The organism is Castellaniella sp., assembly GCF_004321985.1.
Lineage (GTDB): Bacteria > Pseudomonadota > Gammaproteobacteria > Burkholderiales > Burkholderiaceae_B > Castellaniella.
This window is the reverse complement of record NZ_SCQN01000070.1, coordinates 1-24526: the sequence shown is the minus strand read 5'-3', so window position 1 is coordinate 24526 and position 24526 is coordinate 1. Positions and strand designations below refer to the sequence as shown.

At 56.4% G+C, this 24526-nt stretch carries 24 protein-coding genes and 1 pseudogene; 8 read left to right on the top strand and 17 right to left on the bottom strand.

What is annotated here, in order from left to right; translation table 11 throughout:
- Window positions 1-348 precede the first annotated feature (348 nt).
- The 7 genes from EPN31_RS16080 (at window position 349) to EPN31_RS16050 (ending at window position 6855) form a co-directional block, all read left to right on the top strand.
- On the top strand, window positions 349-1413 hold the full coding sequence (locus EPN31_RS16080) for a TRAP transporter substrate-binding protein (protein ID WP_291775641.1): 1065 nt from the start codon (window positions 349-351) through the stop codon (window positions 1411-1413).
- On the top strand, window positions 1410-1994 hold the full coding sequence (locus EPN31_RS16075) for a TRAP transporter small permease subunit (protein WP_291775639.1): 585 nt from the start codon (window positions 1410-1412) through the stop codon (window positions 1992-1994). The genes EPN31_RS16080 and EPN31_RS16075 overlap by 4 nt, the downstream gene beginning before the upstream one ends.
- Window positions 1994-3280 carry a TRAP transporter large permease gene (locus tag EPN31_RS16070; protein WP_291775643.1) on the top strand — a complete coding sequence of 429 codons (1287 nt, stop codon included), beginning with the start codon at window positions 1994-1996 and terminating at the stop codon, window positions 3278-3280. Before EPN31_RS16075 ends, EPN31_RS16070 begins: the two co-directional genes overlap by 1 nt.
- Window positions 3281-3432: 152 nt before the next feature.
- Window positions 3433-3798 carry a RidA family protein gene (locus EPN31_RS16065; protein ID WP_291775636.1) on the top strand — a complete coding sequence of 122 codons (366 nt, stop codon included), beginning with the start codon at window positions 3433-3435 and terminating at the stop codon, window positions 3796-3798.
- Between the two features lie 265 nt (window positions 3799-4063).
- Entirely contained in the window at window positions 4064-4729 is a 666-nt protein-coding gene (locus tag EPN31_RS16060; protein ID WP_367188327.1) for an Asp/Glu/hydantoin racemase, read from the top strand.
- Between the two features lie 62 nt (window positions 4730-4791).
- The gene (locus tag EPN31_RS16055; RefSeq protein WP_291775630.1) at window positions 4792-5715 is read left to right on the top strand and encodes a glutamate cyclase domain-containing protein; all 924 of its coding nucleotides are present in this window, start codon (window positions 4792-4794) and stop codon (window positions 5713-5715) included.
- A gap of 45 nt (window positions 5716-5760) precedes the next feature.
- Window positions 5761-6855 (top strand): alanine racemase, encoded by a 1095-nt coding sequence (locus tag EPN31_RS16050; RefSeq protein WP_291775627.1) that lies wholly within the window; start codon window positions 5761-5763, stop codon window positions 6853-6855.
- A 113-nt stretch (window positions 6856-6968) separates the two neighbouring features.
- Here the strand turns inward: EPN31_RS16050 and EPN31_RS16045 are convergent, their stop codons facing one another.
- The 11 genes and pseudogenes from EPN31_RS16045 to EPN31_RS15995 form a co-directional block, all read right to left on the bottom strand.
- Window positions 6969-7886, bottom strand: coding sequence for a LysR family transcriptional regulator (locus EPN31_RS16045; RefSeq protein ID WP_291775624.1), 918 nt, complete (start codon window positions 7884-7886; stop codon window positions 6969-6971).
- Window positions 7887-8042: 156 nt separating this feature from the next.
- Window positions 8043-8314, bottom strand: a pseudogene (locus EPN31_RS16040) (transposase); the annotation flags it as partial.
- A gap of 15 nt (window positions 8315-8329) precedes the next feature.
- Entirely contained in the window at window positions 8330-9106 is a 777-nt protein-coding gene (locus EPN31_RS16035; RefSeq protein WP_291775621.1) for a ferredoxin--NADP reductase, read from the bottom strand.
- Window positions 9107-9159: 53 nt separating this feature from the next.
- Window positions 9160-9765 carry a nitrous oxide reductase accessory protein NosL gene (locus EPN31_RS16030; RefSeq protein WP_291775618.1) on the bottom strand — a complete coding sequence of 202 codons (606 nt, stop codon included), beginning with the start codon at window positions 9763-9765 and terminating at the stop codon, window positions 9160-9162.
- Window positions 9766-9772: 7 nt separating this feature from the next.
- Window positions 9773-10606 carry an ABC transporter permease subunit gene (locus tag EPN31_RS16025; protein ID WP_291775615.1) on the bottom strand — a complete coding sequence of 278 codons (834 nt, stop codon included), beginning with the start codon at window positions 10604-10606 and terminating at the stop codon, window positions 9773-9775.
- Window positions 10606-11541 (bottom strand): ABC transporter ATP-binding protein, encoded by a 936-nt coding sequence (locus EPN31_RS16020; protein WP_291775613.1) that lies wholly within the window; start codon window positions 11539-11541, stop codon window positions 10606-10608. Before EPN31_RS16020 ends, EPN31_RS16025 begins: the two co-directional genes overlap by 1 nt.
- The gene (locus EPN31_RS16015; RefSeq protein WP_291775611.1) at window positions 11525-12760 is read right to left on the bottom strand and encodes a nitrous oxide reductase family maturation protein NosD; all 1236 of its coding nucleotides are present in this window, start codon (window positions 12758-12760) and stop codon (window positions 11525-11527) included. Before EPN31_RS16015 ends, EPN31_RS16020 begins: the two co-directional genes overlap by 17 nt.
- 151 nt (window positions 12761-12911) lie before the next feature.
- Window positions 12912-14879, bottom strand: a complete 1968-nt coding sequence (nosZ, locus tag EPN31_RS16010; protein WP_291775607.1) for a TAT-dependent nitrous-oxide reductase — start codon at window positions 14877-14879, stop codon at window positions 12912-12914.
- 61 nt (window positions 14880-14940) lie between these two features.
- A complete protein-coding gene (locus EPN31_RS16005) occupies window positions 14941-17085 on the bottom strand; it encodes a NosR/NirI family protein (protein ID WP_291775604.1) in 2145 nt (714 codons plus the stop codon).
- 97 nt (window positions 17086-17182) lie between these two features.
- On the bottom strand, window positions 17183-18250 hold the full coding sequence (locus tag EPN31_RS16000; RefSeq protein ID WP_291775601.1) for an FAD:protein FMN transferase: 1068 nt from the start codon (window positions 18248-18250) through the stop codon (window positions 17183-17185).
- A 64-nt stretch (window positions 18251-18314) separates the two neighbouring features.
- Complete coding sequence (locus tag EPN31_RS15995) at window positions 18315-18674, bottom strand: high-potential iron-sulfur protein (protein ID WP_291775599.1); 360 nt, start codon at window positions 18672-18674, stop codon at window positions 18315-18317.
- A 387-nt stretch (window positions 18675-19061) separates the two neighbouring features.
- Here EPN31_RS15995 and EPN31_RS15990 point away from each other — a divergent pair, with 387 nt between their 5' ends.
- Window positions 19062-19574 carry a Cupredoxin gene (locus tag EPN31_RS15990; protein WP_291775596.1) on the top strand — a complete coding sequence of 171 codons (513 nt, stop codon included), beginning with the start codon at window positions 19062-19064 and terminating at the stop codon, window positions 19572-19574.
- 7 nt (window positions 19575-19581) lie between these two features.
- Here the strand turns inward: EPN31_RS15990 and EPN31_RS15985 are convergent, their stop codons facing one another.
- Genes EPN31_RS15985 through EPN31_RS15960 form a run of 6 tightly spaced genes read right to left on the bottom strand, consistent with a single transcriptional unit; the run spans window position 19582 to window position 23986 of the window.
- Entirely contained in the window at window positions 19582-20031 is a 450-nt protein-coding gene (locus tag EPN31_RS15985; protein WP_291775593.1) for an aspartate/glutamate racemase family protein, read from the bottom strand.
- A 40-nt stretch (window positions 20032-20071) separates the two neighbouring features.
- Window positions 20072-21001 carry a formimidoylglutamase gene (hutG, locus tag EPN31_RS15980; protein ID WP_291775591.1) on the bottom strand — a complete coding sequence of 310 codons (930 nt, stop codon included), beginning with the start codon at window positions 20999-21001 and terminating at the stop codon, window positions 20072-20074.
- On the bottom strand, window positions 21001-21783 hold the full coding sequence (locus EPN31_RS15975; protein WP_291775588.1) for an amino acid ABC transporter ATP-binding protein: 783 nt from the start codon (window positions 21781-21783) through the stop codon (window positions 21001-21003). Before EPN31_RS15975 ends, hutG begins: the two co-directional genes overlap by 1 nt.
- The gene (locus tag EPN31_RS15970; protein ID WP_291775585.1) at window positions 21780-22448 is read right to left on the bottom strand and encodes an amino acid ABC transporter permease; all 669 of its coding nucleotides are present in this window, start codon (window positions 22446-22448) and stop codon (window positions 21780-21782) included. Before EPN31_RS15970 ends, EPN31_RS15975 begins: the two co-directional genes overlap by 4 nt.
- On the bottom strand, window positions 22445-23191 hold the full coding sequence (locus tag EPN31_RS15965) for a transporter substrate-binding domain-containing protein (protein ID WP_291775582.1): 747 nt from the start codon (window positions 23189-23191) through the stop codon (window positions 22445-22447). Before EPN31_RS15965 ends, EPN31_RS15970 begins: the two co-directional genes overlap by 4 nt.
- Before the next feature lie 36 nt (window positions 23192-23227).
- Window positions 23228-23986 carry an IclR family transcriptional regulator gene (locus EPN31_RS15960; protein ID WP_291775579.1) on the bottom strand — a complete coding sequence of 253 codons (759 nt, stop codon included), beginning with the start codon at window positions 23984-23986 and terminating at the stop codon, window positions 23228-23230.
- Between the last annotated feature and the right edge of the window lie 540 nt (window positions 23987-24526).

Sequence of the window (24526 nt, the reverse complement as noted above, 5' to 3'; positions counted from 1 at the left end):
CAGGGGGCTAGTCCACATCAGCAGAGGATCCAACTATTTTTACAGAGTGGTCCATAAGACCTCCATAAATCACGTTTCGTGATATCGCATATAACAATAAATAATTGTTCTTAATGCGACAAGGTCGATAGAATCATCTGTATTAAAAGATTAAATATTTGAAAGAGACAAAATAATCAACCCATGCGTTGACGAGCCTAGGCTTCTCAATTTCTGTTTTTTCCGCGCAATATGGGTTCTTCCCTTCAGGCAGCCTCTCGTTCCTGAAACTGAAAGTTAGTTGTTATGATCATGGCCCGGGCTCAGTCCTGGAAGCCTTTAATTGTGCACTAGCGTTGGAGGTTTATTATGCGGCGTGGAAAAATTTACGGAATTCTGCTTGTCAGTTGTGTTTCTATCATCTGTTTAGGCAGCGCGCCAGCGGTTGGTGCGGACCTGCCTAAGACGCATTTAAAAATTATTGGCCACAATAGCCCCCAGTTAGCGTCTAAGGACGAGTTGAAATTTTGGAATACCACGGTGCCCAAGGCATCGGATGGGAGGATCACGGCGACTGTCACTCCGGTGGATCTTGCGGGTATCAGCGATGATGCTCTGCTGCGGTTACTGAAACTTGGTGTCATGGACGTTGCGGGTTTCGACCTCTCGAAGATGGCCGGAGATGATCCACACTTCGCGGGCTGCGATATCGCAGGGCTGGCCGCCACCCCAGACGCAGCGAGGAAGGCCTGTAATGCTTACCGCGACGTCATCGACCAGCAAATGCAGAAGAACTGGAATGCCAAGCTGTATGCCATCGGTGCGAATCCGCCGCAAGTGCTCTGGTGTCGCGACGTCATCACCGGTATAGCGGATCTCAAGGGAAAGAAAGTCCGCGTTTTCAACAACTCGCTACGGGATTTCATGACCAAGATTGGCGCCACGCCGATTTCCATGTCCTTTGCTGAAGTAGTACCAGCTCTAAATAATGGCGTCGTTGACTGTGCAGTGACTGGAAGTCTGACCGGGAACATCTCCGGCTGGGGTGAAGTCACCAAGTCAGTATTCATGATGCCTCTGGGGTGGAGCATTAATGTAGAAGCCTTCAATCTCGAGTCGTGGAGTAACTTGACACCTAGCGTCCGCGAATTCCTGATTAAGGAGAGGACCACCTACGAGGACGAACTCTGGAATACGGTCAAGACCGCCACGGGCGAAGCAGACAACTGTAATACGCATAAAGAGCCCTGCACCTTGGGTAAACTCATCAATATGAAGGTCGTGCAGATGTCGCCCGAGGATGAAGCTACCTACAAGAAAATTGTCTCCACTAGTTCCGTTGGCAGCTGGGCGAAGCGCTGTGGGAGAAAATGTGCTGATCAGTGGGAAGAAACCGTAGGTAAGGTGCTCGATATCGGACTCCAGACAAAATGAAACTGTTACGCATGTTCTGCCGGGCCAGTTATTGGTTCGGCGGACTTTTGATTCTTCTCTCGTCCCTGATTATTGGCGTCGATGTCATTATGCGTCAGTTTTTTTCCGCCACTATTGGGGGTGCGAGTGAGCTGAGCGGGTATGCGTTGGCAATCGGGACCACCTGGGGGTTAGCAGGAGCATTACTGGACCGCGCGCATATACGGACGGACTCAGCCTACATTATGTTTCCGCTGAAACTGCGCATTTTTCTGGATATTCTGGGAATCATTCTGCTCGCGCTAGTCTTCGCTGTCATTACCTGGTATGGGATGGGTGTATTAACGCAATCGATCATAAGTGATACGCACAGCCAGTCAGCGCTGGAGACACCCCTAATAATCCCGCAGGCGCTTTGGCTACTGGGCCTGATTCTATTTCTTCTAACTTGCATGATCGTACTGTTCCGGTCCTTGTACCTGGTATCTAGGAAACGCTGGATAGACGTAGAACAGCTGATCAGCACCCGCTCCACCCGCGAGGACGTACAGGAAGAGGTTGAGGACTTCGACCGGCGACAGGCCGAATGGGGGCAATCGTGATAATAATTGTCGCATTAGGAACGGTCATCGGCCTGCTCGCTTTGGCAGTGCCGGTCGCCGCGTCGCTCGGTACGCTGTCCATCGTCCTGGCGGACTTTTTCTCTACGCGCCCAATACTACGGGCGCTTGGCCAAGTCTCCTGGAGTACGTCCACTGACTTTCTGATTGTCGCGATCCCCTTCTTCGTCCTGCTGGGGGAAATCCTGTTGCGCTCGGGCATGGCTGAGCGTATGTACAAGGCACTCGCCCTCTGGGTCCCTTGGCTGCCGGGCGGCCTGATGCACACGAACATCGCCAGCTGCGCCATGTTTGCCGCCACGTCGGGCTCCAGCGTGGCCACTGCGGCGACCATCGGGACGGTTGTGCTGGATGAGATCGAGCGCAATGAATACCCGGAGCGGCTTTTTCTGGGTTCGATCGCTGCCGGTGGCACCCTGGGCATCCTGATTCCGCCGTCGATCAACATGATCGTCTACGGGGTTCTCACGGATACGTCCATCCCACGCCTCTACCTGGCCGGCGTCGTACCTGGCCTATTGATGGCATTGCTCTTCAGTCTGATCATCGTGGCGTATTGCATGCTGTTTCCGGCCAAGGCGGGGCGTAGGATGCAGGCGACGTGGGCTGCGCGCATCCGCAGCCTGCCGGACCTGCTGCCGCCGATCTTCATCTTCGCCGTGGTGATCGGTTCCATCTACGCGGGCTGGGCTACCGCGACCGAGGCTGCGGGGCTCGGCGTCATCGCGGCCTTGATCGTCGCCGCCTGGAACAAGCGACTCACCGTACAGATGCTCCTGCGCGCTTTCGAAGGCACGATGCGCACCAACGCCATGATCATGGCCGTTCTGCTGGCTGCTTATGCGCTGAACTTCATCTTGGCGGCGGTGGGGCTGACTGCGGACATGCGTCGACTGTTTGTACAGATGGACCTGTCGCCGGTCAGTCTCCTGCTGGTCGTTGTCCTGATGTATCTGATCTTGGGCATGTTCCTGGAAACTCTGTCGATGATGGTCCTGACAGTTCCCATCATTGCGCCTGTCATGGTGCAGGCGGGCTTCGACCCGGTGTGGACGGGGATCATCGTCATCATCATGATGGAGGTCGGGATGATCACGCCGCCCGTAGGCATGAATCTCTTCGTGGTCCAGGGCCTGAGGAAAAAGGGTGTCATCACGGATGTGATCCTGGGAGCGCTTCCGTTCCTGATCGGCATGTTCGCCGTGGTGGCTGCGATATCGGTCTGGCCGGACATCGCCCTTTGGCTGCCGTCGGCCATGCGGGGGTAGGCAGTGGAGCTAGGAATGCGTTTTTCGCTTGGTGGCCGATGAGGCATCGTCCGCTCAGGGAATTAGCTGCAACGGGGGGTCTTCCGACCGTCGTAGGATCCATGTGGAATTCTAAAAAAACAGGGAGTTGATGAATGACAGCTGTCAGTCTCATGACGCCGGACGATGCTGCGGTCGGCGGGCATTATTCGTCGGTCGCCAGGATCGGTGACCTGTTGTTCACCGCGGGCCACGTGCCGCGCGACCGGCACAGGAAGATCATCGGCCACAATATAGAGGAGCAGACGGCGGCGGTGCTGCAGAACATTGAGGCGACCCTCAAGCTTGCCGGCGCGGTGCCAACGGACATATTTCAGGTTCGGGTCTATCTCACTGACCTACGGCTCGCCGGCCGGTTCAATGACGCTTATTCGGCGTTCTTCGGGTCGCACAGGCCTGTGCGCACCGTTGTCGGCGCTCGATTGAACGAGGTCCTGGTCGAGATTGACGTCGCCGCAGCGATCGGGGGCGCGGGATGAGGATCTGTTCCGCGCCGCCTTCGTGCTATTGGCGCTGACGCGGCCAGAACCTGAAGCAATTTCCCGAAGCCCACCGCAGAGTGGATTCCACGCGGCATGTCCAGTCGATGGACAGGTTTCGCGAGGGGGGCTTTTGCTCATGCGCCTCGCAGAAGCTGCCTGGACGGGTAGCGACCACTTATAGCGAGTCATCATGGAAAAGTCTATTCGAATCAGCATTCTGACACCGTCATCCAACATCGCACTGGAACTGCTGGTCTCCTCCATGATCAGTGCGTTCCCAAACATAAGCGCACACTTCGGACGATTCCCCGTCACTGAAATATCGCTGCGCAATACTGCCCTGGCGCAATTCGACACCTCGAGGATCCTGGAGGCAGCCAAGCTGCTGAAGGATGCGAGGGTGGATATCATCGTTTGGGACGGAACTGCAGCCGGCTGGCGAGGCTTCTCGGGGGATGAGGCGCTCTGTCAGGCACTGACCGCCGCGACAGATTTGCCAGCCACCACGGCCATCTTGGGGATGAACGAGGCCATCGCGATGGCCCGAGTGCAAACCCTGGGGCTGTTTTCGCCCTACCTGAAGGATGTTCAGGAACGAATCATTCAAAACTATCGGGACCTCGGTGTCCAGGTGATCGCCGAGCACCACCTGGATCTGAAAGTCAATTTCGATTTTTCTCAGGTTCCCGAACGGAAGTTGTACGAGATGGCGTTTTCGGTCGCGCACAAACGGCCGGACGCCATCGCGTTTTATTGCTCGAACCTAATGAGCCCTCAACTCGCGGCCCCGATCGAGGGCGCCACTGGGATTCCCGTCTTCGACGCCATGTCGACGGCAATCTGGAAAGCGTTGCGCATGCTGAACGTGGACACGAGTGGGATTACCGGATGGGGCAGTCTTTTCAAGGTCGGCAGGCAACAGGGGTGAGTGGCGGAGTCCATCCCGCAATGGCATCCCGAACATTAATCTGATCAAAAAAGGAGCAAGACGTGAGTAACGAGAAAATCGTCAAAATCGAATCCATCGTTGGCCGGACGATCCGCCGGGACATCTCCAGAATGGTCGACTTCGCGCGCGGTAGCCTCGAAGCATCTGCGAAGTCCATCGCCGCTACCCCGAACGCGCACGTCGGTATTGTCACCGGCTTTTTCATCCGGCACGCCAACCCGCCGTCGCCGGAGACTGATGGCTTGATTGGCACGGGATTCATGGCTGCCAATCTTGCGGCTGCGGGTGTCAAGGTGACGGTTATCACCGACGCGCCCTGCGCGAAGGCGGTCTGGGCGGTGCTGGATGTGGTGCCCGAACAGGTAGGGTTCGAAGTGACTAGTGTGGATGCTGAATCGGTGCGCAGCCTCCGTGACAAGCTGGCGAGCGGGGACCGACCGCTGACGCATCTCATCGCTATCGAGCGCGCTGCGCCGGGCTCCGATGGGAAACCGCACCGTGAGCACGGGTGGGACATCTCGAATGACACCGCGCCGTTGGACCTGCTATTCGAGGAGGATGGTTGGAAACGCCCCTGGGTGACTATAGGTATCGGCGACGGCGGGAATGAGATTGGCATGGGTAATTTGCCGGCGGCGATCGTGAAGTCCGACATTCCGAATGGCGAACTTATTGCGGCCAGGACCAAGGCAGACCACCTGGTAGTTGCGGGAGTGTCGAATTGGGGCGGCTATGGCCTTATCGCGGCACTGGGCGTCCTATCGGCGGGGAGTGGAAGAAACTTCATCAAGCATTTCGAGCCGGAGCTGGACAAGGAAATGCTGCGATCGGCGGTCGAGTTGGGCCAGGCCATTGACGACAGCCGCGTGGACAGACTGGGAACACCGCAGATGAGCGTGGATCGGTTGCCGTGGAGCGAACACGGCGAGCTTATCGCGCAACTGCGCGATGTTGTATTGCAATGAGACTGGCAAGCGTGTCGACCCATTCGATTGGGGCTGGAGAACACTGTGAAGATTGAAGACAGCATTGGTTTATATGGCGATATCAAACTGCCCGACCAGGCGGTAGATACACCCGCGTTCGTGATACTCATGGACGAGGTTCAACACAACCTGGAAAAGACGATCAAGGCCATTGGCGGGGTGCAGAGGCTGATTCCGCACGTCAAGACGCACCGCGCACCTTGGTTGGTCAACTACCAGATCCAGCACGGCGTCAGTGCGTTCAAGGCGGCGACGCCGCGCGAAGTGGAGATGGTGCTGGACGCGGGCGCCCCGGAAGTCGTATGGGCGTACCCTACTGCCACCCCCGCGAACATCGGACGAGTGATGGATGCTGCGAAGCAACATCCTCATGCGAAGGTCGTGGGCCTGATTGACAGCGCGGCGGGATTGGCGGAATGGAAAAATCAGTTGAGTCGCTCGCCACTACTGAATGTTCGGCTACGAGTGGATCTCGATCCTGGCATGGGTCGCACGGGAGCACCGATGTCGGATGCCGCCCTGGAACTGGCCCGGTCCATCAACGAAATGGAACGATTCGATGGATGGCATCTTTACGACGGCCACATCAAGGACCCGGACCGCGACATCCGGATTGCCAAAGTCGCAGAAATCCGGGATAAGGTGAGGGGGCTGGTCGCCGCTGGCCTGCGCGAGACCGGCTGTGGCGACCTGATCGCGGGCGGCAGCTACAGTTTCGAGCTGTGGCCTGCTGACGAGGCTGCGCGGGTATCACCGGGGAGCTGGATTTTTTCGAGCTGGGAACATCAGGCGGATCTACCGCACCTCGGCTGGCAGGTAGGAGCCTATGTGCTCAGTTCCGTGGTTTCCGCGCACGATGGGACCGTCACACTGGATGCTGGCTCCAAAGCCATTTCCCCGGACATGCCGATGCCCACCCGTTTCGTCGGGGGTGGTGTGAAGATCGTGGCAATGAAGGAAGAGCACAGCGTCGTGGAATCACACACGCTCAAAGTAGGTGACCTGGTCGCGTTGGTCCCGCGCCACGCGTGCACCACCGCCTACCTGTACGACAAGGCGCTCGTTCGGACACAATCGGGCGAATGGCAGATCCGGCCACAGCTCGGGAACGAGCGATAACCGAGATAGCCGCTCGCCGCGCGCGGGCGGCAAAGACTACAAGGCCAGCGGAAGGCGCACCGCGGCGGGCGGATGATACGGCTTGCCGTCGCGGCGCCCCCACTGCGCTGCGCTCACGGGCTGGGTTCGTAGATTTTCTCTAGGTGCCGCCGCACTCTGGTGAACGTCAGGTCGGCCTGCTGCACAAAAATCTGCATCAGGCATTCAATTACTGGGTCACTTGCGAAATGCACCCCACGCAGTATGCCGATCTCCCGCTGCAACTTGAAGGCGCCGAGCGACAGCGCCCTGGTATTTTCCGGAAAAGGCATGATGCGCTCAATCGCGGCGACGATGGCGACACCCAGGCCGGACGAAACGCCTTTCACCAACCCGGCCAGGTCATCTATTTCGACAGCATCACTCACCTGCACATAGTGTCGCCTCAGGAAACTGTCCACCTGCATGCCCCCGTAGGATCTGGTGTCGTAGCGTATAAACGGATGGGTTCGGAGGATTTCCAGAGGTTGAGTCAGTTTTAACGCTTTTGGGGCGAGCAGGACGTAGGGCTCAAACCCCAGGGGTACCCATTGCAGCTCGGCAGGGAGCTGATAGGGCGGACGGATGATGACGGCGAAATCGATGTTGCCTGCGTGCACCTGTCCGGTAAGGTCATGGGACGCGCCTGGCACGACCTGAAACGAGGTTTCAGGATACTTGTCGCGCACGGCAGCCAGCGAGCGCATCAGCCAGCTGGTCTCCGAATAGATTGCCCCAAACTTGTAGGACGCAGGGTTCCTGACGTACTTGGCACCAAAATTCAGTTTCTGGATTTCGTCCACGATATGCTTGGCCCGCGGGAAAGTCTGGCGGCCGAATGCATTCAGCACCGCTCCGCGGCCAGCCCTGTCAAACAGCGGGTGGCCCAGTAGCTCTTCAAGCCGTCGTATATGGCCGCTGACGGCGCTCTGTGTCAGCCCAATCTTCGTACCGGCCTTTTCGAAAGTGCCGTAGTGGACGACCGCCAGGAAGGTTTTGAGTTCTCTAAGCATCGTTGGAAAATACTGAAGTCCGTCGGACCCTCAGACGACGGGGGGCCATAACGCGCGCAGCAAGGCCAAGCGTACCTGCGTGCAGCGCACGCGAAAATATTTGCAGTTGACTGCTACCATGTTCGAGCGTACCACGCTGAAACCTTCACAGACTCAGTTCACCGGTCTTCCCCGGGCCGCGAAGGGTGAGTGCACAATCCATTTTTTGAGTAGCCACACTCTGCCGTTTTGCGCAGAATCTCGTTCTCCATGGCCTTCTTGACCAGCATCCGTTGCAGCTCCCAGATCTGCCTGAGCGCATCGGCCAGCTCCGAGGCGGCCACCACCTGCTCACCGGCACCCACGGCCGACAGGCCACCGTCCTGATACAGTTTGCGCCAGTAGAACAGCTGGTTCGGGTTGACGCCATGCTGGCGTGCTAGGACTGTTGCGAGCTTATAAAATTATCTCGCTGCGAAGGCTCGCTCAAAGACATAGTCGCCCATCTCACCCGAGCCGGGCGAGACGGCAAACCCACGAGTGTCCAGCAGCCTGCGTATGTCTGCCAGCATCGCAGGGCTACCGCAGATCATGGCACGGTCCCGCGCGGGATCCAAGGCAGGTAGACCGATGTCGCGAAAAAGTTGTCCACTTTCGATCAGGGTAGTGAGGCGCCCCTGGTGTACATACGGCTCGCGCGTCACCGTCGGATAGTAGATAAGCTTTTCTCTTACCATCGCTCCAAGGTACTCATCGTGTGGTAATTCATCGGTCAGGTACTTGTCATAGGCTAATTCGCTGATGAATCGCACCCCGTGCGTCAGGATGATCCGGTCAAAACGTTCGTAGGTTTCCGGGTCCTTGACGATGCTTAGGAACGGCGCTAATCCTGTGCCAGTGGCAAATAAGTACAGATAACGGCCTGGCCTCAGGTCATCAATCACCAGTGTACCCACGGATTTACGGCTTACCAGGACAGAGTCCCCTGGCTTCAGATGCTGTAATCGCGAGGTGAGTGGTCCGTTCGGAACCTTGATACTGAGGAATTCCAGCTTATCTTCGTGATTGGCGCTGGCAATACTGTAGGCGCGCATGAGCGGCTTGCCCTCGACTTCAAGACCCAACATCACGAAGTGACCATTACGAAATCGCATCGCTGGGTCCCGCGAGATGGTGAAGGAAAAAAGCTTGTCGTTCCAGTGGTGAACACTGAGAACCCGCTCGGGTAGAAAGGCCGCCATGATCAAATCCAGTGAGCACTGTGGTAAAAATTCATTGGGGTGGTCTGCTGGCCTCAGTGTGTCTTGCGTTCTGTATGCGAGGATGGCACCAGTTTTAATGCAAGTGATCCATCCCTTGGCGGCGTTGCCCCAAGCAGTGAAATCATTTCCGGCGTGATCTCGTCGAACCGCAAGAGATGGCCACCGTGGTCTCTGATAAACTGGTCGGCGTCTTCCTTTCTTGCAAAAGATGCCAAGGTCGGACCCATTGACCCCAGGAGCGGCTGCCAGCCCACGTAATAAGCTGTCCTTGCGTCGGTGAAGCTATCCGCAGAATTTGATGGGTGGGCCCAATTGATCCGTGCGCTGTCTTGTACAAAAAGATTTTGCAACCGAGTTGCGTTATCTGGCTGCAGAATATATGCAAAAAAGTCGCGTGTCGAATCGAATTTAAGGGGCTGTTTGTGGCCCTCAACGTAAGCCTCTCCGCGTGGACCGGGGGAGTCTTTTATATACATTCCGCACACTGCACAGATATCGTCATCTTCAATGGCAACCGGTTGCTGTGATGGCGGCAGCACATGCCTTTCACATCCGGTTAATAGCAATAAGCTCAGCAAGAGTGCCGACAGGCTCGCCCTAAAGACTGAAACCTGGGGTTGCGTGGAATGATACTTCATAGAAACCTCATACTTCCTTTCTACGGAAAGCGCTCAACGCGATCCAAAATGGTACGATGACCCAAGCCAGCATGACTGAGTACAAAAGGCCGCGTGAATAGACGTGTGACGTCGTCATGCCCAGGAGCAGGTCATTACCTGCACCGTGTCCCAGTGTGATCAGGTTGATCAATCTAAATACGTCGATCGGGTTCAACAGCAGGAGGTAAGGATAGATTGCCCGCTCTACATGATTGCCGCCACTGAAGACCAGTATGGCAAGCAACAGCAAATCGAATAGCACGACGCTCAAGAACCACAGCACCAGAGCCAGCCCAGCAGCCCTGGATTTGTCTTCGGTCATCACACTGATCACGCATGCAAGGGCAATAAAACTGGCGCCAAGCAGGGATGCGCTTGCAATAAAATTCCCGATTTGCAACCAGGCGTCCAAAATACGTGTTTGTGGTTGCATCAGTTGAATGATGGCCACCGCCAGCCCGAAGCCTGATAATGTCGCAACCGCCAGGGCTGCACAGTGTCCGGCGAATTTGCCTGCGATCAGTTCAGCGCGCGACAACGGATAACTGAGCACGAGAAGCAACGTACCATTGTCATTTTCGCCAACAATCGTGTGATAGGCTATTAATAACCCAATCAGCGGAATGATGAACGCTGCGAGTGTCGTGAGACTGGCAAGTGTGGCTTCAAATGAGGTAAAACCCAATTTGCCCGCAGCAGCGCCTCCAAAATAAGCAATACCAAGCGCCAGGAAGGCGAATAGAATGGCAACGGCAATAGTCCAGCGATTGCGAAAATCATCGCGGAACTCCTTTTTGGCGATGACCAGGATACTGTTCATCACGCGGCCTCCTCGCTTTCTTGCATGCTTACGCTCAACCAATCGTACAAACGAGCCAGGGTGGGTTCTCTGGTCTCGATATTCTCAATCACTGGATATTTAAGGATTTCGCGTAGGAGCGCCAGTTTATCGGGCTCGCGGATCTGGATCTCAATTTGGTCGCTGGCATTAATTTCGTACTTGGCGTTTACCTTCGCCAGACTCTGGAGCAGACCTTGGGTATCGCCTTCGCGCGTCAGACGCAGGCTGATGATGCTCGGCAGGCCAGCCTGCTTGCGCAGCTCTGTCACGCTGCCTGCCGCCAATAAGCGGCCTTCGCGCAAAACCAGCGCTCCATCGATGTGTGGCTCGAGCTCGGCAAGTACGTGCGATGAGATCAGCACGCAACAACCCGCCGCGCGTAGCTCATCCACGATGGTGTACAGTTCGCGTGTCGCCTGCGGATCGAGCCCCCCTGTGGGCTCGTCCAGAAGCACGATCTGAGGTCGGTTGAGAAGTGCCTGAGCGAGGCCTAGCCGCTGACGCATGCCTTTCGAATAGCCACTGATACGCCTGGAGATCGCGTGACGGAGGCCGACACGCTCGAGCAGTTGTCGCCCTTGGTGCAGTGGGGCATTTTTCAGCTGAGCAAGGTAATCGATGACCTCGCCACCCGTGAGATTGCCATAGAAGGCCACGCTCTCGGGCAGGTAACCCAACTGCTGACGTAATACGTGGGCTCTTGGCCCCCACGGCGTCTCGCCCAACACGCTAAGTCGTCCACTGGAGGGTGTGATCAGCCCAAGAATGAGCTTGATCAAGGTCGACTTGCCGGCACCATTATGGCCCAATAGGCCAATCACTTGGCCGTGGGGTATCGACGCATTGATGCCCTGTATTGCATCGATTTGGCCGTATCGTTTGCAGAGGGCGTCAATCTCAATTGCGTTTTGCATTGATGTATTCTCTCCACTGAGCGGGAGGCCTCATGAGTGGGTGGCTATCCTGGATGTTCGGTGGTGTGAACACGGGAAATGACCGTTGCACGTAACGCAGCAGAGTGATCGCCGGGCTTGACATGAGCACCCGTGCATCAGAATATTTCCACAATAAAATATCGACACCGTCATTTGGCCGGTATGGAACATCACCATAACCATCGTCATCGAGATCCCAGCCAAGATAATTGCTCCAATAATTCCCTACGCCGTGCAGTGACCACTCTTCAGCAACATTTTGGACATATTTGACTTGGGTCCGATTGTTCAAAAACACGTTGTTGTAGACGCTATTGTCTTGTGCTCCTGCTGTGATGTGGACGCCGATCGACGAATCAGCCAACAGATTCCTGTGAATCTTGTTGAATTCCGAGTTGTATACGAATAATGCCTTGCCTTCACCACCGTCTATGGCTCTGCCATCTGCGCCAGGTTCGCCGGCGGTATCACGTACTTCGTTATCACTAATATCGCTATAAGTTACATAATTGAAAAGAATACCGTATGAATAATTATGAGAAAGATGATTGCCGATAACGCGCAGGTGATCAGAACTCATCAACGCCAGCCCCCCGACGTTGTATGAGCCGACATTGTTCTGCAGTACCTCGCGTTTGGCATACATCTGATGTACGCCGTATCTGACCTGATGAATATGATTGTTTTCAATGCGATCGTCGTGACTCACGTAGTCATAGATACCGTCTCGAGTACCAGATATATCGTTACCGCTGATCACGCAGTCGGCATCGTTCCATAGATGAATGCCATCCCCACGGTCAGGGACACGCAGGCTGGCAATACCGGTGATGACATTGGCGGTGACCCGGACGCGCTGAGGGCCATCGAGATAAACACCAAATAATATGTCCTCAATCCGGTTGTGATCGATGGTGACGTCGGCAACTCCTTTCTCGACATACACCCCTGCGTTCATGGCGGTGAGATCACGGCCCGAGTTACGAATGGTCAGGTTGCGTACGGTGACGCCAGACGTACGGATTCGCACGACGTCGCCTGAACCATCTCCGTCCAGAACTGCGCCCGGTTGGCCATTTAGCGTGATGGGCTTGTCTAGCAAGAGGTGTACATGATGAACGCCAGGCGTCACGTCCACTATGGCGTCTGGTGCTGCAGTGGCAATTGCAGTTTGCAGTTCATCATTGGCATGCGCCATGGGGAATATGGCTATCCCGACAATAGCGAGCATTGCGACATACGTCTGTTTCCATCGCTTGTTTGGAGTACACCTCAAGAGCACACCTCAATCCGTCTCGAAGAGATGCGCCTTTCACAACAGTCGAAACCTTCGTGAAAGGCGCTGCTCGTCAGGCTTCCACCAACATCCGACCTCGCATCTCCAAGTGAAGTGCGTGGCAGAAGAACGTGCAGTAATACCAATAGACCCCCGGCTTATCAGCGGTAAAGGTTACCGATGTCGTTTCCTGGGGGCTGATTTCCATGTTGATACCGTAGTCGGTGAGGCAAAACCCATGAGTCAGGTCTTCGATGCTGTCAATGTTCGTGACTGTCACGGTCACCTCATCGCCCTGTTTCACCTTAAAACTGTTCAGACCGTACTGTGGGGCCGAGCTCGTCATGTAGACAAAAACCTTTTTGCCCTGGCGGATGACCTTGTTATCCTTTTCCAGCACAACACCGAGTGCCTTGGCTTGGGCAACAGTTTCAGCAAAATACGGGTCTGCACGATCCCACTTCCGTTTGATCTTGCCGATCATCATTTTGCTCGGCAGGATGACTGCGTCATGGGGCTCCGAGAAGACCGGTGCATCCGCCACCAGTACCATCTTGTCGCCAGAAATGTCGATCAGCTGATCGAGATCGGGATGCAGCGGGCCGGTCGCCAGGAAGCGATCCTTGGAGAACTTGTTCAGTGATACCAGCCAGCGGCCATCCGCATCGCGAGTTTCACCCAGCGATGTGTGGTTGTGGCCGGGTTGGTAGGCCACGTCAAGTTTCTGACGCAGGTAATTGACTTTCTTGCCTGCGTAAGCGTCGATCGCATCTTGGATGCTCCATTTGGCGATTTGGCTATCGATGAACAATGTCGTATAGGCGTAGCCACGGCCATCGTACGCAGTATGCAGTGGGCCTAGGCCGAGCTGTGGTTCAGCGATTACGGCGTCTCGTGGGTCTTTGAGCGTACCGTCAAAATAGCTGTCGACCTTGCTCCATGCCATCACGCTGACAGTGGGTGATAGTTTTCCGTTGGCCGTCAAATATTTACCATCGGGACTCGAATTGAGGCCGTGCGGGCTCTTTGGGACGGGGATATACATCGTCAGTTCAGATCCGTGACGACCATCCACAACCGGAACCTTCGACTCACCTATATGATTGAATTTACCGGCCTTGATGGCTGCTTCTATACGTTTGAGGTTGAACACGACAACCCAGTCGCGTTCACTTTGCATCATGCCTGCCAGATCCACCGCGCCTTCGCTGTTGTAGCAGGTCGAGGCTGCGTATTTTCCTTCGTAGTCGCAGTCGGTATTGTCCAGATTGCCATCGACGATGACTTGCCAGGCCACTTCCATGGTGTCGCCATTGACAGCCGTAAACATAGTCTGATATTTTTTTGGATCGTCCAGATCACGGCCATCATTGGGGCTGGGGACCCTGAACTCTGCATTGGCAAACACGTAGCCAGTTCTCGGTTCACGTTGCACACGCAGGCCATGGATGGCTTGTACGTTAGGAATCTGAGTGATTTTGTCTGTACGCATCACGTCACATCGGATGCGTGCAACACGAGTCCCCGCTTTATCGTTCACAAATAGGTAGCGGCCGTCATAATGTCCGTGTGTTTGACTCATGTGTGGGTGGTGTAGATCACCTCCCCGCGGGAAATCATTACCCAGCACACGTTTGCTTTCGTTGGTAATACCCCAGCCAATTGCGAAATCAGTATTGAATACTGGTATACGCATCAGCTCACGCATTGATGGAACACCCAGGATACGCATCTCGCCAGACTGCCCGCCGCTCCAGAAGCCGAAATATTCGTCCAGCTGGCCGGGAGCAACATGATCTTCCGGCATCCCGTCATGGTCATCTGCGCGCTTATGTTCATCTGCGTGTGCAGCCCGATCGAGACCCAGGCCACCGATCAATCCGCCAGCACCGGCCAAGCTGGCCAAGGCACTGCCCTTCATGAAATTGCGTCGAGCCAAGCTGCCTGGTTGGCCTGGAAAAGATGCAATTTCCTCTTGTGTCAGTGGCCTGATCTCCGTAGTTTTCAGTTCAGGATCATGACCATTCGTTTTGCTGTTCATAGCAGTGGTTCCTTATAAATTAGATGAAATCCCAGACCTATCATCACCATATACTGCAGCTCTATACCGGATTGACGCTCGCTGGGGGGCTGCCTTCTCCAGAGTTCCCGACAAGAATGGGTGTCGATGCGGGGCGGGGGCGTACCGTTGGGCCTCCCGTCCGCATCTCCCTCTTTTTGCGGCGTTCAACCAACGGTGGGCACTTGTGGTCATTGTTGTAGGTGACTTGGCAGTCCAGACAATAGTGGCACTCGTTATAGTTGATGGCGCCCAGAGGACTAATTGCTCTAACCTCACACTCGACTGCACAGACTTGGCAGGGGTGCCCGCATTCTTTGCGCCGGCGTAGCCATTCGAATAGCCGCCAACGGCCCGAAACCGCCAGGCCGGCGCCTAGCGGGCATACATAGCGACAGTAGACTTTGTTGGTAAAGGCGGCTGCGATGAGCAGTACGGCGGCATAGGCCACGTATCCCCATGAGCGCATGAAATGCAGGTTGATTGCGGTCTTGAACGGTTCAACCTCTGAAAAGCGTTCCGCCAGGCCGACTGACTGTAGCGATAATCCGAACAGGAATAGCAGCACGATATACTTGATGGCCCAAAGGCGCTCATGTACATAAGGTGGCGGCTCGATCTGTGGTACTTTCAACTTAACTGCTGCTTTGTTGATCAGTACCTGTAATGCGCCAAACGGACACAGCCAGCCACAATACACACCTCTCCCCACCAGCAGGAGAGAGACCGCTACGAAAGTCCACAGAATGAAGATTAGCGGGTCCATAAGGAACGTGGTCCAGTGGAACCCGTGAATGACGGCGTTGATGAACGTCAGTATGTTGACGACGGATAGTTGTGCCAGACCATACCAACCTATGAATACGACGGTATAGACAAGATAGCCGACGCGTAGGCGCTCCAGTAATTTCGGACGTTTGACTACCCAGTCTTGGAAAATCAAAATCATGGACAGGAGGGATAGCCCCACCATCAGAACGGCAATCTCAAAGCGACGTCCATACCAGATTTTCACCCACAATGGCGCATCTTCGGGAACCACGCTTGCCGCGATTTTTGGTTGGCTGATGTATTCGGCTGGTATCTGGTAGCTACCAGTAAATGTGTTGTAGATGCTTTTCAGAGGTCCGATCTGTCGATTCACCAGTAGCTGTAGTGTCCAAGGGGCGCCTGGATCGAATCCCTGACCGTGATGCAGGATGAAGATGGCCTTCTCGTTGAACGTTGGCATTCCCGTCAGGTCTGGTTTGTCGAGTACAACAAAATCCGTATCCTTGAACAGGAATAACTTGTCAGCTTGCATAATGTGCAGGCGATCAAAGATACCGCCGCGGACGTAGCCGAGTCCTTTGAACGAGTAGAGGCCATTGGCAACTATTGCGATGGCTTCGTCCCCGGGGCTCAGGCCTTGCTTCAGCGCAGCGTAGCCAGCATCACCCAGAAGGTTCTTGCCCACTGTGGGTGGTGTGATATCTGCATAGTAAAGATTGATGAAGGTGTCGCTTGCATGGTCGGGGGCCGTTGCGGTTGGATCGTCGATCAAACCGCTCTCGGGCTGACCCTTGAAGGCCTCACTGACCATGCCGCGAGTCAGGTGTAATCTGCGAAAGGAGCCATTGCCGGTCAGTTGCGTCCAGTCAGCCTCCTTGAAATAGTCAGCCCGGATCGTCGCAGGTGCTTTGTCGCCAGTCTGTACGCCGGTGACCAAGTGGCGCGATGTAGCGACCTCAAGTGCGGCATTCATGATCGTCTCATTGACTACCATAGAGGTCACGGTGGCACTGCTGATCGCGTCGATTTTCACAATCCCTGGGGCGCTACTGCCGCCGACGACGATTTTGTCCTTCACGTTGTGGCCAACATAGCGCGCGACGAAATCGTATAGTCGCTGTACCGGTATGCCGACCAACAGGATTGGCTCCTGTTGTTCCAGAACCTTGGTACCAATAATTTTGCCAGTCTGGTCGATTGCGACGAGGATGTTGACGGGTTCCCCGGAATACGCTGGGACTGGCGCCACCATCACTGACTCGAAAACATAGCCGATGATCTTGTCGCCTTCGTATACGGCAGCTGCTGGCGGTTTACCCGAGATATCCCCAAATCGTGTTGCGGTAGGAAAATAGCCACGTACCTCAGTGAATCGCTGATCTACGCCCGCAAAGGTATCCATCGATATGAACGCCATGAGCAGCGTCAGACACAGTACGAGCAAGCTTCGCATAGTGTTCGATTTAAAATTTCTCGTGATCTGGTGAGAATCTTTTAGTAATGAAGCATGCATTTCAGACCACCTCGGCGATACCCGAAATCAATGGAAAATCTCTGGAACGCCATCTGCGGCGGTAATCCCTGGAAAAGACCAGCCACTGATTGTTCTGTCTCGCCATGACTTCCTTGAGTCGCGGCACGGGCATCGAGGCCGCGGCGACACTCATGGCATCGGCATCTACAGAGGTTGGCGCCATGACCGTCACACTGGAATAATTCAGTGGTGAATAGCCGGTATGGGGATTGATTACGTGAAATAACGATTTGTCTGACGAATAGAAAATTCGATAATTGCCAGAGGTACCTAGCGCCGTATTACGAATCGTCGCGATAGCGGCGATCTTATTGATGTTGGCAGGGTCGACGATACCGACGTGCCACTGACGGTTGATATTGTTGCCGGAGATCGCGCGCAGATCACCCCCCGCATCCACTAGCGCATCTTCAATGCCTGATGCCTTCAACGAGGCAATGCCCTGGTCTATCACGTAACCCTTGGCCAGGCCGTCGAGTGTGACGGACATCCCGGGATGCGTGAAACGCACGCCACGCGCGTCGAGAGTAATGTGACGGTAGTTGATCAGGTGGTCTCTTTCCGCGATCTGCGCGCGACCACTTGCATCAAGCATGTCAGGCTGACGCATTGATTCGAAATACGTCAATACAGGCAATACGCTGATATCGAAATCTCCATCTGTCACGGAGGAGATTAATAACGAGCGATTTAGGACTTCTTTTAGTGCGGGTGGTAAATTCTCCAAATGGCCGTCACGGTTCAGGCGCGCCACTGGACTGGCCGAATCGAAACGTGTCAGTATTGCGACGGCTTCGGCCATCCGCGCAAATGCAGCATCGATGGCGATTCCTGCCTTGTCGACCTCATCGGCCAGACAGGTGATTGCCACCGACGTTTGCATCAAGGTCTGTTCACGGCGCACCTCGAACAGGTTTCGCTGACGTTGGAGCACGAACCAGCCAGATGCCCCGATCAATCCTCCAGCAGCTGCAACGCTCGTCACCACTTTCAGGAGTTTCCGCCGGTCGGGCGACTGTAATTCACCCGTTATTTTCGGACCATACATCACATCGGCCTCCAGTGGCCTCGAACGAATTAAACAGACCCTTCAGGAAGGTAGCCCTGTAGCGTTAGCCCTTAGGCGCATACGCAACGCACCAAGCACCCGGTGCGATGCTTCCTTCGACGACCGTACATGTGCCATCGTCGGTCGGTGTTTTTCCTGGAATGAAATGAACGCAGTTGTCGCACTGGTCCTTCCCGTGCGGCGTAGCCTGGTACATCATCGTGGCCTTGGATGCTTTGGCAGCCTGCGCTCGTACTAGCCCGGTTTTTAACAAACCAGTTGCGGCGGCTGCACCCACTACAGCAGTCGTGAAACCATTGCGGATAAGCGCGCGTCGACTATTGCTAAAACCATCAGGGCTTTTCTTCATAATGCTCTCCAGAGAATGGCCGATATTGACCAAGTAAATCATCTTGATACGCACGTCTTGGTATCCCAATGGCGAATCTTGTTGATCGGGTTGACGCAAGATTACGCGTGCGCAATCGATGCCATTTTGATCAAAGTCAACTAGGGTGATGGAACGCCACTATGGACTTCATCAAATCTTGATGAAGCTCAAATCGACGAACACACATTGACGGCGGCCGCCGTCCTTCCTTGGGTGGGTCGACAACGGTGGGGTGGCAGTTCTGCGAAGTTGCCCGTTCCAGCAACAAGATCTCGGCATGCGCGTCGGCCTGCGGCTGTCGGAGACCGTAAAGTGGCCGAATTTGGTACTCCCAACTGTCTGCAGTAAGATCGACAGGGGGTCGGGATATGTTCGTAACTGTTGACTGCAGGACAGTCAAACTATTATGGGGATTGACGCATGAACTCTCGAATTCTGGTCGCGGCGCTCGCCGCCGTCACGGTGGGCGGTTTGACCTCCGCGCAGGCGGCGACAAGCCCGAATCCGGTCTACGTCCACATGAACGGGACGAACGTTTTCCTTGAAAACGTGGTCGCAGTGCGGCCCGGCCAAGATGTGGTATTCGTCAACGAAGATACCGGAGCACATACGATCATCGGCTTTGAACCCACGACCGGCAAAGTCAACACACGCTTCGACGGCGCGGTCGCTGGCACCAAGGGGCCGGGACATCCGGTTCACACCTATTCGATCAGCTTTCCGCAGCCGGGGATCGTGAATTATTACTGCTCGGTGCATGCAGTTCTGGCCAAGGGACCGAGCGGATTGACGGCGGCGGAGATACGGCCCGGCATGGATAGTTACGGCACCTCGATGTCTGGCATCGTTGTCGTGACGACTGATCCGAAACTGCTTGCCGGCAACCCGAAGACCGCCTCGGAAAAAGTTTTGCCGGGGTATTTTGGCGGGTGAACAGGCTTCACGATCCGTGATGTGGACGGGCCTGGTGTAGAGAATCCGGCAGCTGAAGCGCAAAGTCCACCGCTGCCCGCGCATGCAGCGCCGTGGTATCGAGCACGGGAAGCGCACTGTGCAAGAACGGAATCGGAACCGCAGCCGCCACCCGATCCGCCACCTTGTGCATGGTGTTGGTGCAAAGCACGACGCAATCAGCACCACCACGATACAGGCGTCGCGCTGCATCCTCCAGGATGGAGGCCGTGTCGTCCCAGCGCCCCTCGTGCTGGGCTTGTTCGATGGGGCCGAAATCCACGCTGTACAACAGCAGTTTGGCCGAGCGCAGCGGGCCAAGCCGCTCGCGCACTTCCCGATTGATCCGCTGATAGTACTCGGCGCTGGACTCCCAGCTCATGCCGCCGATGAGACCGATGACGCGCGTGATCTCATGCCCTTCGTATGTCGTTTTCATGTGTGCAGTGTCCCTGAATGCCAAGAGGACGTCTAAGCGCCTACGGTTTGAGCAAGCGCCAAACCAAGCGGGCAGCGGCGCGGGCCGTGCGGTTGTCGATGTCTTGGTCGGGGTTGATCTCGGCGATGTCCGCCATGCACAGCTTGCCGCTCGCCTTGACAGCCAGCACGAAGGCTTCCACAACTGCGAAAGGCACACCGAAGGGCGCAGGCGCCGAGACCCCCGGTGCGACTGACGCTGGCAGCACGTCCAGATCTATCGTCAGGTACACCATGTCCGCCGACGCCATCATGTGCTCGAGCTCCGTCAAGCGGGCCGACAGGTGAACTTCCTGCATCTGGCTGTCCTCGACGTAGGCGACGTTCAGGCTGCGCGCGTGGTCGTAGAGCCCTTGCGTGTTGCCAACGGGGGATACACCGAAACAGGCGTACCGGATGTCGAGCGCGTGTTTGCGGCCATATTCGAGGATCTGGTCGAAAGAGGTGCCGGATGTTCCGGGGCGGCTGGTGCGCAGGTCGAAATGCGCGTCCAGATTCACGATCAGGAGGCGCGGTGATTGCTGGATGCCAGCCAGGTGCGCGGCCAGCCCCTGGAAGCTGGACCACGCGACCTCATGCCCACCTCCCAGCGTGACGGGTAATGCACCGGTGTCCAGCACCCGGGCCACCTTGCGACCCTGAGCGGCCTGCGCAGCCTCCAGTGCGTCGTCTTCGCAGGTGACGTCACCGAAGTCCCAGAAGGCCTGCAAAGTGTGTGCGGGCAGGTTGGCAAGCATGCGCCGGATGGCCGTGGGCCCCTTGCGCGCACCGGGTCGCCCGTGGTTGCGCTTCACCCCTGCATCGCAGGCAAAGCCGAGCAGTACGGGATCTCCGGCCGAGAAGTCGTCCCGATCGAGCCTGACGATCTGGAAGAGCCGCCGGGTATCGCCACCTTCGCTGGAATCGTCTCTTCCTGTCCAGATGCTGTCCATTACCCTATTGCCTCCATGGGACCTTTGCTGAGCACCGCCTGCAGGAATGATCGCGTCCGTTCCTGTGTCGGGTGACCGAAAATCACGTCGGGTTTGTCGGCCTCGATGACGCGGCCGTAATCCATGACGGCGACGGTGTCGGCCATCTCGCGGGCGAACCCCATCTCGTGGGTGACGACCATCATGGTCATGCCTTCCTTGGCGAGCACCTTCATCACCTGCAGCACCTCGCCTACCAGTTCTGGATCCAGGGCCGACGTGGGTTCGTCGAAGAGCATGACTTCGGGTTCCATGGCGAGCGCTCGTGCGATGGCGACGCGTTGCTTCTGCCCGCCCGAAAGGCTGTTGGGCATGGCGGATGCCTTGGCGGAGAGACCGACCTTTTCGAGCAGGGCCATTCCCTTGCGCTGGGCATCGTCCGTGTGCGCGCCGCGCAGTGTCCGCGGCCCGATAGTGACGTTTTCGAGCGCCGTGAGGTGTGGGAACAGGTTGAAGGACTGGAAGACCATCCCCACCCGCATGCGCAGATGGTTGAGCGCTTTTTCGGGCATGAGCCGGCCTTGGTCGATAAGACGTTCGCCGCAGATGTCTATGGTGCCCTTCTGTGCGACTTCCAGCCCGTTGCAGCAGCGCAGCAGCGTGCTCTTGCCGGAGCCGCTGGGGCCGATGACGACGACCACCTGTGAGTGATCGATTTCCAGATCGATGCCCTTGAGCACGGCGTTGTCACCGTACGCCTTGTGCAGCTGGCTGATTCGAATCATGACCTTGGATGTGCTCATTGCACCATGCCCCCCGCCTGCAGACGCAGTTCGACTCGCCGCAGAATCAGTGAAGTCAGACTGGTGAGTATCCAGTAGACGACGGCGATCACCAGATAGACTTCCAGCGAACGATAAGAGACGCTGATGATCTTTTGCCCTTCGTGCATGACATCGTGGATCGTGACCAGCGACACCAGCGCTGAATTCTTGATGAGGGCAATGAATTCGTTCCCCAATGGTGGGATCATGCGCACGAAGGCTTGTGGCAGGATGATTTTGATCATGGCCTGGGTAGAGGACATCCCCAGCGAGCGCGCCGCCTCACGCTGACCTTTGTCGACCGACTGAATGGCGCCGCGCACGACTTCAGACACATAGGATGCGGAATACATCCCCATGCCAAGCACGCCGCAGACGAACGCCGGCAGCAGGATACCGAAGCGCGGTAGCCCGAAGAACCAGATGAAGAGTTGAACCAGTAATGGCGTCCCGCGGAAGCACGACAGATAGACGCTGCAGACGTTATACGGCACTTTGTGCTGCGGGTTCAGGCGTCCGATGCCGATCAGCAGTCCGAGGCAGCACGAGAGTACCAGCGCGCACACGGTGACCTCGACGGTGACGGCCGTGCCGCGCAGCAGGTCTTCCCAGCCCACCAGGGCCGGGGTGAAGTCGAGATTCATTGTTTCTTGCCTTCAAACCATTTTTCGACGAGCTTCTGATAGACGCCATTGGCTTTGATGGTCTTCAGGGCTGCGTTGAATTCCTGAGTGAGCTTGGGTTCGTTCTTGCTCACGGCAATCCCGTATTCCTCGGTGGTGATTTGCTGATCCAATACCCGGAAGCCAGGGTTCTGCTGGGCGAACAGCTTGGCCGCTGGCTTGCCTGTGACGGCCGCGTCGGCGCGCCCGATGTCCACCAGGTTGAACATCTCTTGGTTCTTCTCGACTTCGACGCGGTGCACTTGCGGGAAATGCTGTTGCAGGTAGTTCACCGATTTAGTGCCGACCTGGACGGTGACACGCTTGCCGTCCAGATCCTTGAGCGTCTTGATGGCGCTGTTGGTCTTGGTGAGCACCACCAAGCCGCCCGCGTAGTAGGAGTCGGTAAAGTCGACTGCCTGCTTGCGCGCATCGGTGATGTAGATGGCCGACATGGCGGCATCGGCCCGACCCGATATCACGGCGGGGATCAGGCCCTTGAAGTCGATGTCTGTCCAGACGATCTTCTTGCCCATGGCATTGGCCAGGGCCTCGGTGAGTTCGATGTCAAAGCCGGTGCGGTGGCCGCCCGCCGTCATCTCCATCGGTGGAAAGGTGGGATCGGTCACGACCCGGATGGTATCCGAGGCGGCCTGGCTGCTGGCTGAGGCAAAGCCCAGCGTGGTGGCCAGCAATGCAGTCAGCAAGGTTTTGGAAATTCTCATGGTGGCGCTCCTTTGGGGGTGGTGGGCTTGTGTGGATCAGAGGCTTTGCAGCCGGGATGAGATATGCGCCGCCCCGCGCACAGTCATGTCGATGAGACGTTTTTCCTGCCCCTGCGCGCGTGTACTGGGCGCCATCAGGGTGATGACCGCCACGGCGTCCGCACCGCGGGTCTGGTACAGCGGTGCGCTCGCGCCCCAGATGCCTGTGTCGACTTCGCCGTTCGAGGCCGCGTAGCCCGCCACCCGGATGTCATCCAGCTGCTGGGCGAAGGCCGCCAGGGCGGATGCGTCGAGAGGCTGGCCGGTTTGCAGGTGCTTGAGTGCTGCTTGTCGTTGGCCCGGGTGCATGAATGCCAGCAGAGCCTTCGCAGTCGCGCCGCGATACAACGGTAGTACGCGGCCTTTTACGAATGAGCAGCGCAGCGGGTGGTGGCTCTCGACCATGTCCAGGCAGATGATCTGCTGGCCGACCGCCACCATGAGCCCGATGGATTCCCCGCTGGCCACTGACATCTCCTCCATTTTGTCGTGCGCGGCACTGGTCAGGAAGGATGTCTGATCGAACCCCCAGGCCAGCGGTACACACAGTGGGCCGGGTGAGAATTCCTTCTGGCGGCCAATGACGAAGCCCCAGCGCCGTAACAGTGCCAGCTGGCGGTAGAGGGTGCTTTGTGCGAGACCCGTGAGTTCGATGAGTTCCGCGATGGAGGCGCCGCGCCCCAGTCGGGCAAGCGTTGCCAGCACGAACAGGGCGCGCTCAGCACTTCCTTTGGCAGTAGCGGCTGGGTTGGACACGTTCTCGGTGACAGGGAGTGGACCAGCTGCGATGATAAGTTGGATTTTGATAATTTTTATTATTTATTCTCATCCATCGGGAGCCATAGGGAAAGTCCTGATCTGTCTGGCACCTGTGTGGTTGTTCATGCGGGGACTCCTGAAAGTTGGTTCGGTTTGCACCTCCAGTGCTCAGGATTTACTTCGGATGAACAACCTGATCGAAGATCACACCTAGGATGGAATCGATTGGGGACTTCGGCATTGCTTCCATTAAGCGTGTTCTTCGTAAAAACAAGTCTGATGAATGTCGGTGCCCATGCGCGACGATATACCGCTGAAGCAGCACACAGAACTGCCGTAATGCCGAGTTCGGAAACGAGACCGTGCTGCACGCAAAGTAATAATGAGCCGACGTCGGGGGCGCACCAGCTTCCAGAATGAATCGCCCCGGGTTTCGCGGAGGCTCCAAGCTTTGAGAGAATGGAGTCATGGCAAACCAAACGAAGTTTTCCCCCGAAGTGCGCGAACGCGCCGTGCGGCTGGTGCAGGAGCATCGCG

Bases quoted from the DNA above. Each gene is read 5' to 3' on its own strand.
- EPN31_RS16080 (WP_291775641.1), top strand. From the start codon at position 349: ATGCGGCGTGGAAAAATTTACGGAATTCTGCTTGTCAGTTGTGTTTCT.
- EPN31_RS16075 (WP_291775639.1), top strand. From the start codon at position 1,410: ATGAAACTGTTACGCATGTTCTGCCGGGCCAGTTATTGGTTCGGCGGA.
- EPN31_RS16065 (WP_291775636.1), top strand. From the start codon at position 3,433: ATGACGCCGGACGATGCTGCGGTCGGCGGGCATTATTCGTCGGTCGCC.
- EPN31_RS16060 (WP_367188327.1), top strand. From the start codon at position 4,064: ATGATCAGTGCGTTCCCAAACATAAGCGCACACTTCGGACGATTCCCC.
- EPN31_RS16045 (WP_291775624.1), bottom strand. From the start codon at position 7,886: ATGCTTAGAGAACTCAAAACCTTCCTGGCGGTCGTCCACTACGGCACT.
- EPN31_RS16035 (WP_291775621.1), bottom strand. From the start codon at position 9,106: ATGGCGGCCTTTCTACCCGAGCGGGTTCTCAGTGTTCACCACTGGAAC.
- EPN31_RS16030 (WP_291775618.1), bottom strand. From the start codon at position 9,765: ATGAAGTATCATTCCACGCAACCCCAGGTTTCAGTCTTTAGGGCGAGC.
- EPN31_RS16025 (WP_291775615.1), bottom strand. From the start codon at position 10,606: ATGAACAGTATCCTGGTCATCGCCAAAAAGGAGTTCCGCGATGATTTT.
- EPN31_RS16020 (WP_291775613.1), bottom strand. From the start codon at position 11,541: ATGCAAAACGCAATTGAGATTGACGCCCTCTGCAAACGATACGGCCAA.
- EPN31_RS16015 (WP_291775611.1), bottom strand. From the start codon at position 12,760: ATGGCGCATGCCAATGATGAACTGCAAACTGCAATTGCCACTGCAGCA.
- nosZ (WP_291775607.1), bottom strand. From the start codon at position 14,879: ATGAACAGCAAAACGAATGGTCATGATCCTGAACTGAAAACTACGGAG.
- EPN31_RS16005 (WP_291775604.1), bottom strand. From the start codon at position 17,085: ATGGCGTTCATATCGATGGATACCTTTGCGGGCGTAGATCAGCGATTC.
- EPN31_RS16000 (WP_291775601.1), bottom strand. From the start codon at position 18,250: ATGTATGGTCCGAAAATAACGGGTGAATTACAGTCGCCCGACCGGCGG.
- EPN31_RS15990 (WP_291775596.1), top strand. From the start codon at position 19,062: ATGAACTCTCGAATTCTGGTCGCGGCGCTCGCCGCCGTCACGGTGGGC.
- EPN31_RS15985 (WP_291775593.1), bottom strand. From the start codon at position 20,031: ATGAAAACGACATACGAAGGGCATGAGATCACGCGCGTCATCGGTCTC.
- hutG (WP_291775591.1), bottom strand. From the start codon at position 21,001: ATGGACAGCATCTGGACAGGAAGAGACGATTCCAGCGAAGGTGGCGAT.
- EPN31_RS15975 (WP_291775588.1), bottom strand. From the start codon at position 21,783: ATGAGCACATCCAAGGTCATGATTCGAATCAGCCAGCTGCACAAGGCG.
- EPN31_RS15970 (WP_291775585.1), bottom strand. From the start codon at position 22,448: ATGAATCTCGACTTCACCCCGGCCCTGGTGGGCTGGGAAGACCTGCTG.
- EPN31_RS15965 (WP_291775582.1), bottom strand. From the start codon at position 23,191: ATGAGAATTTCCAAAACCTTGCTGACTGCATTGCTGGCCACCACGCTG.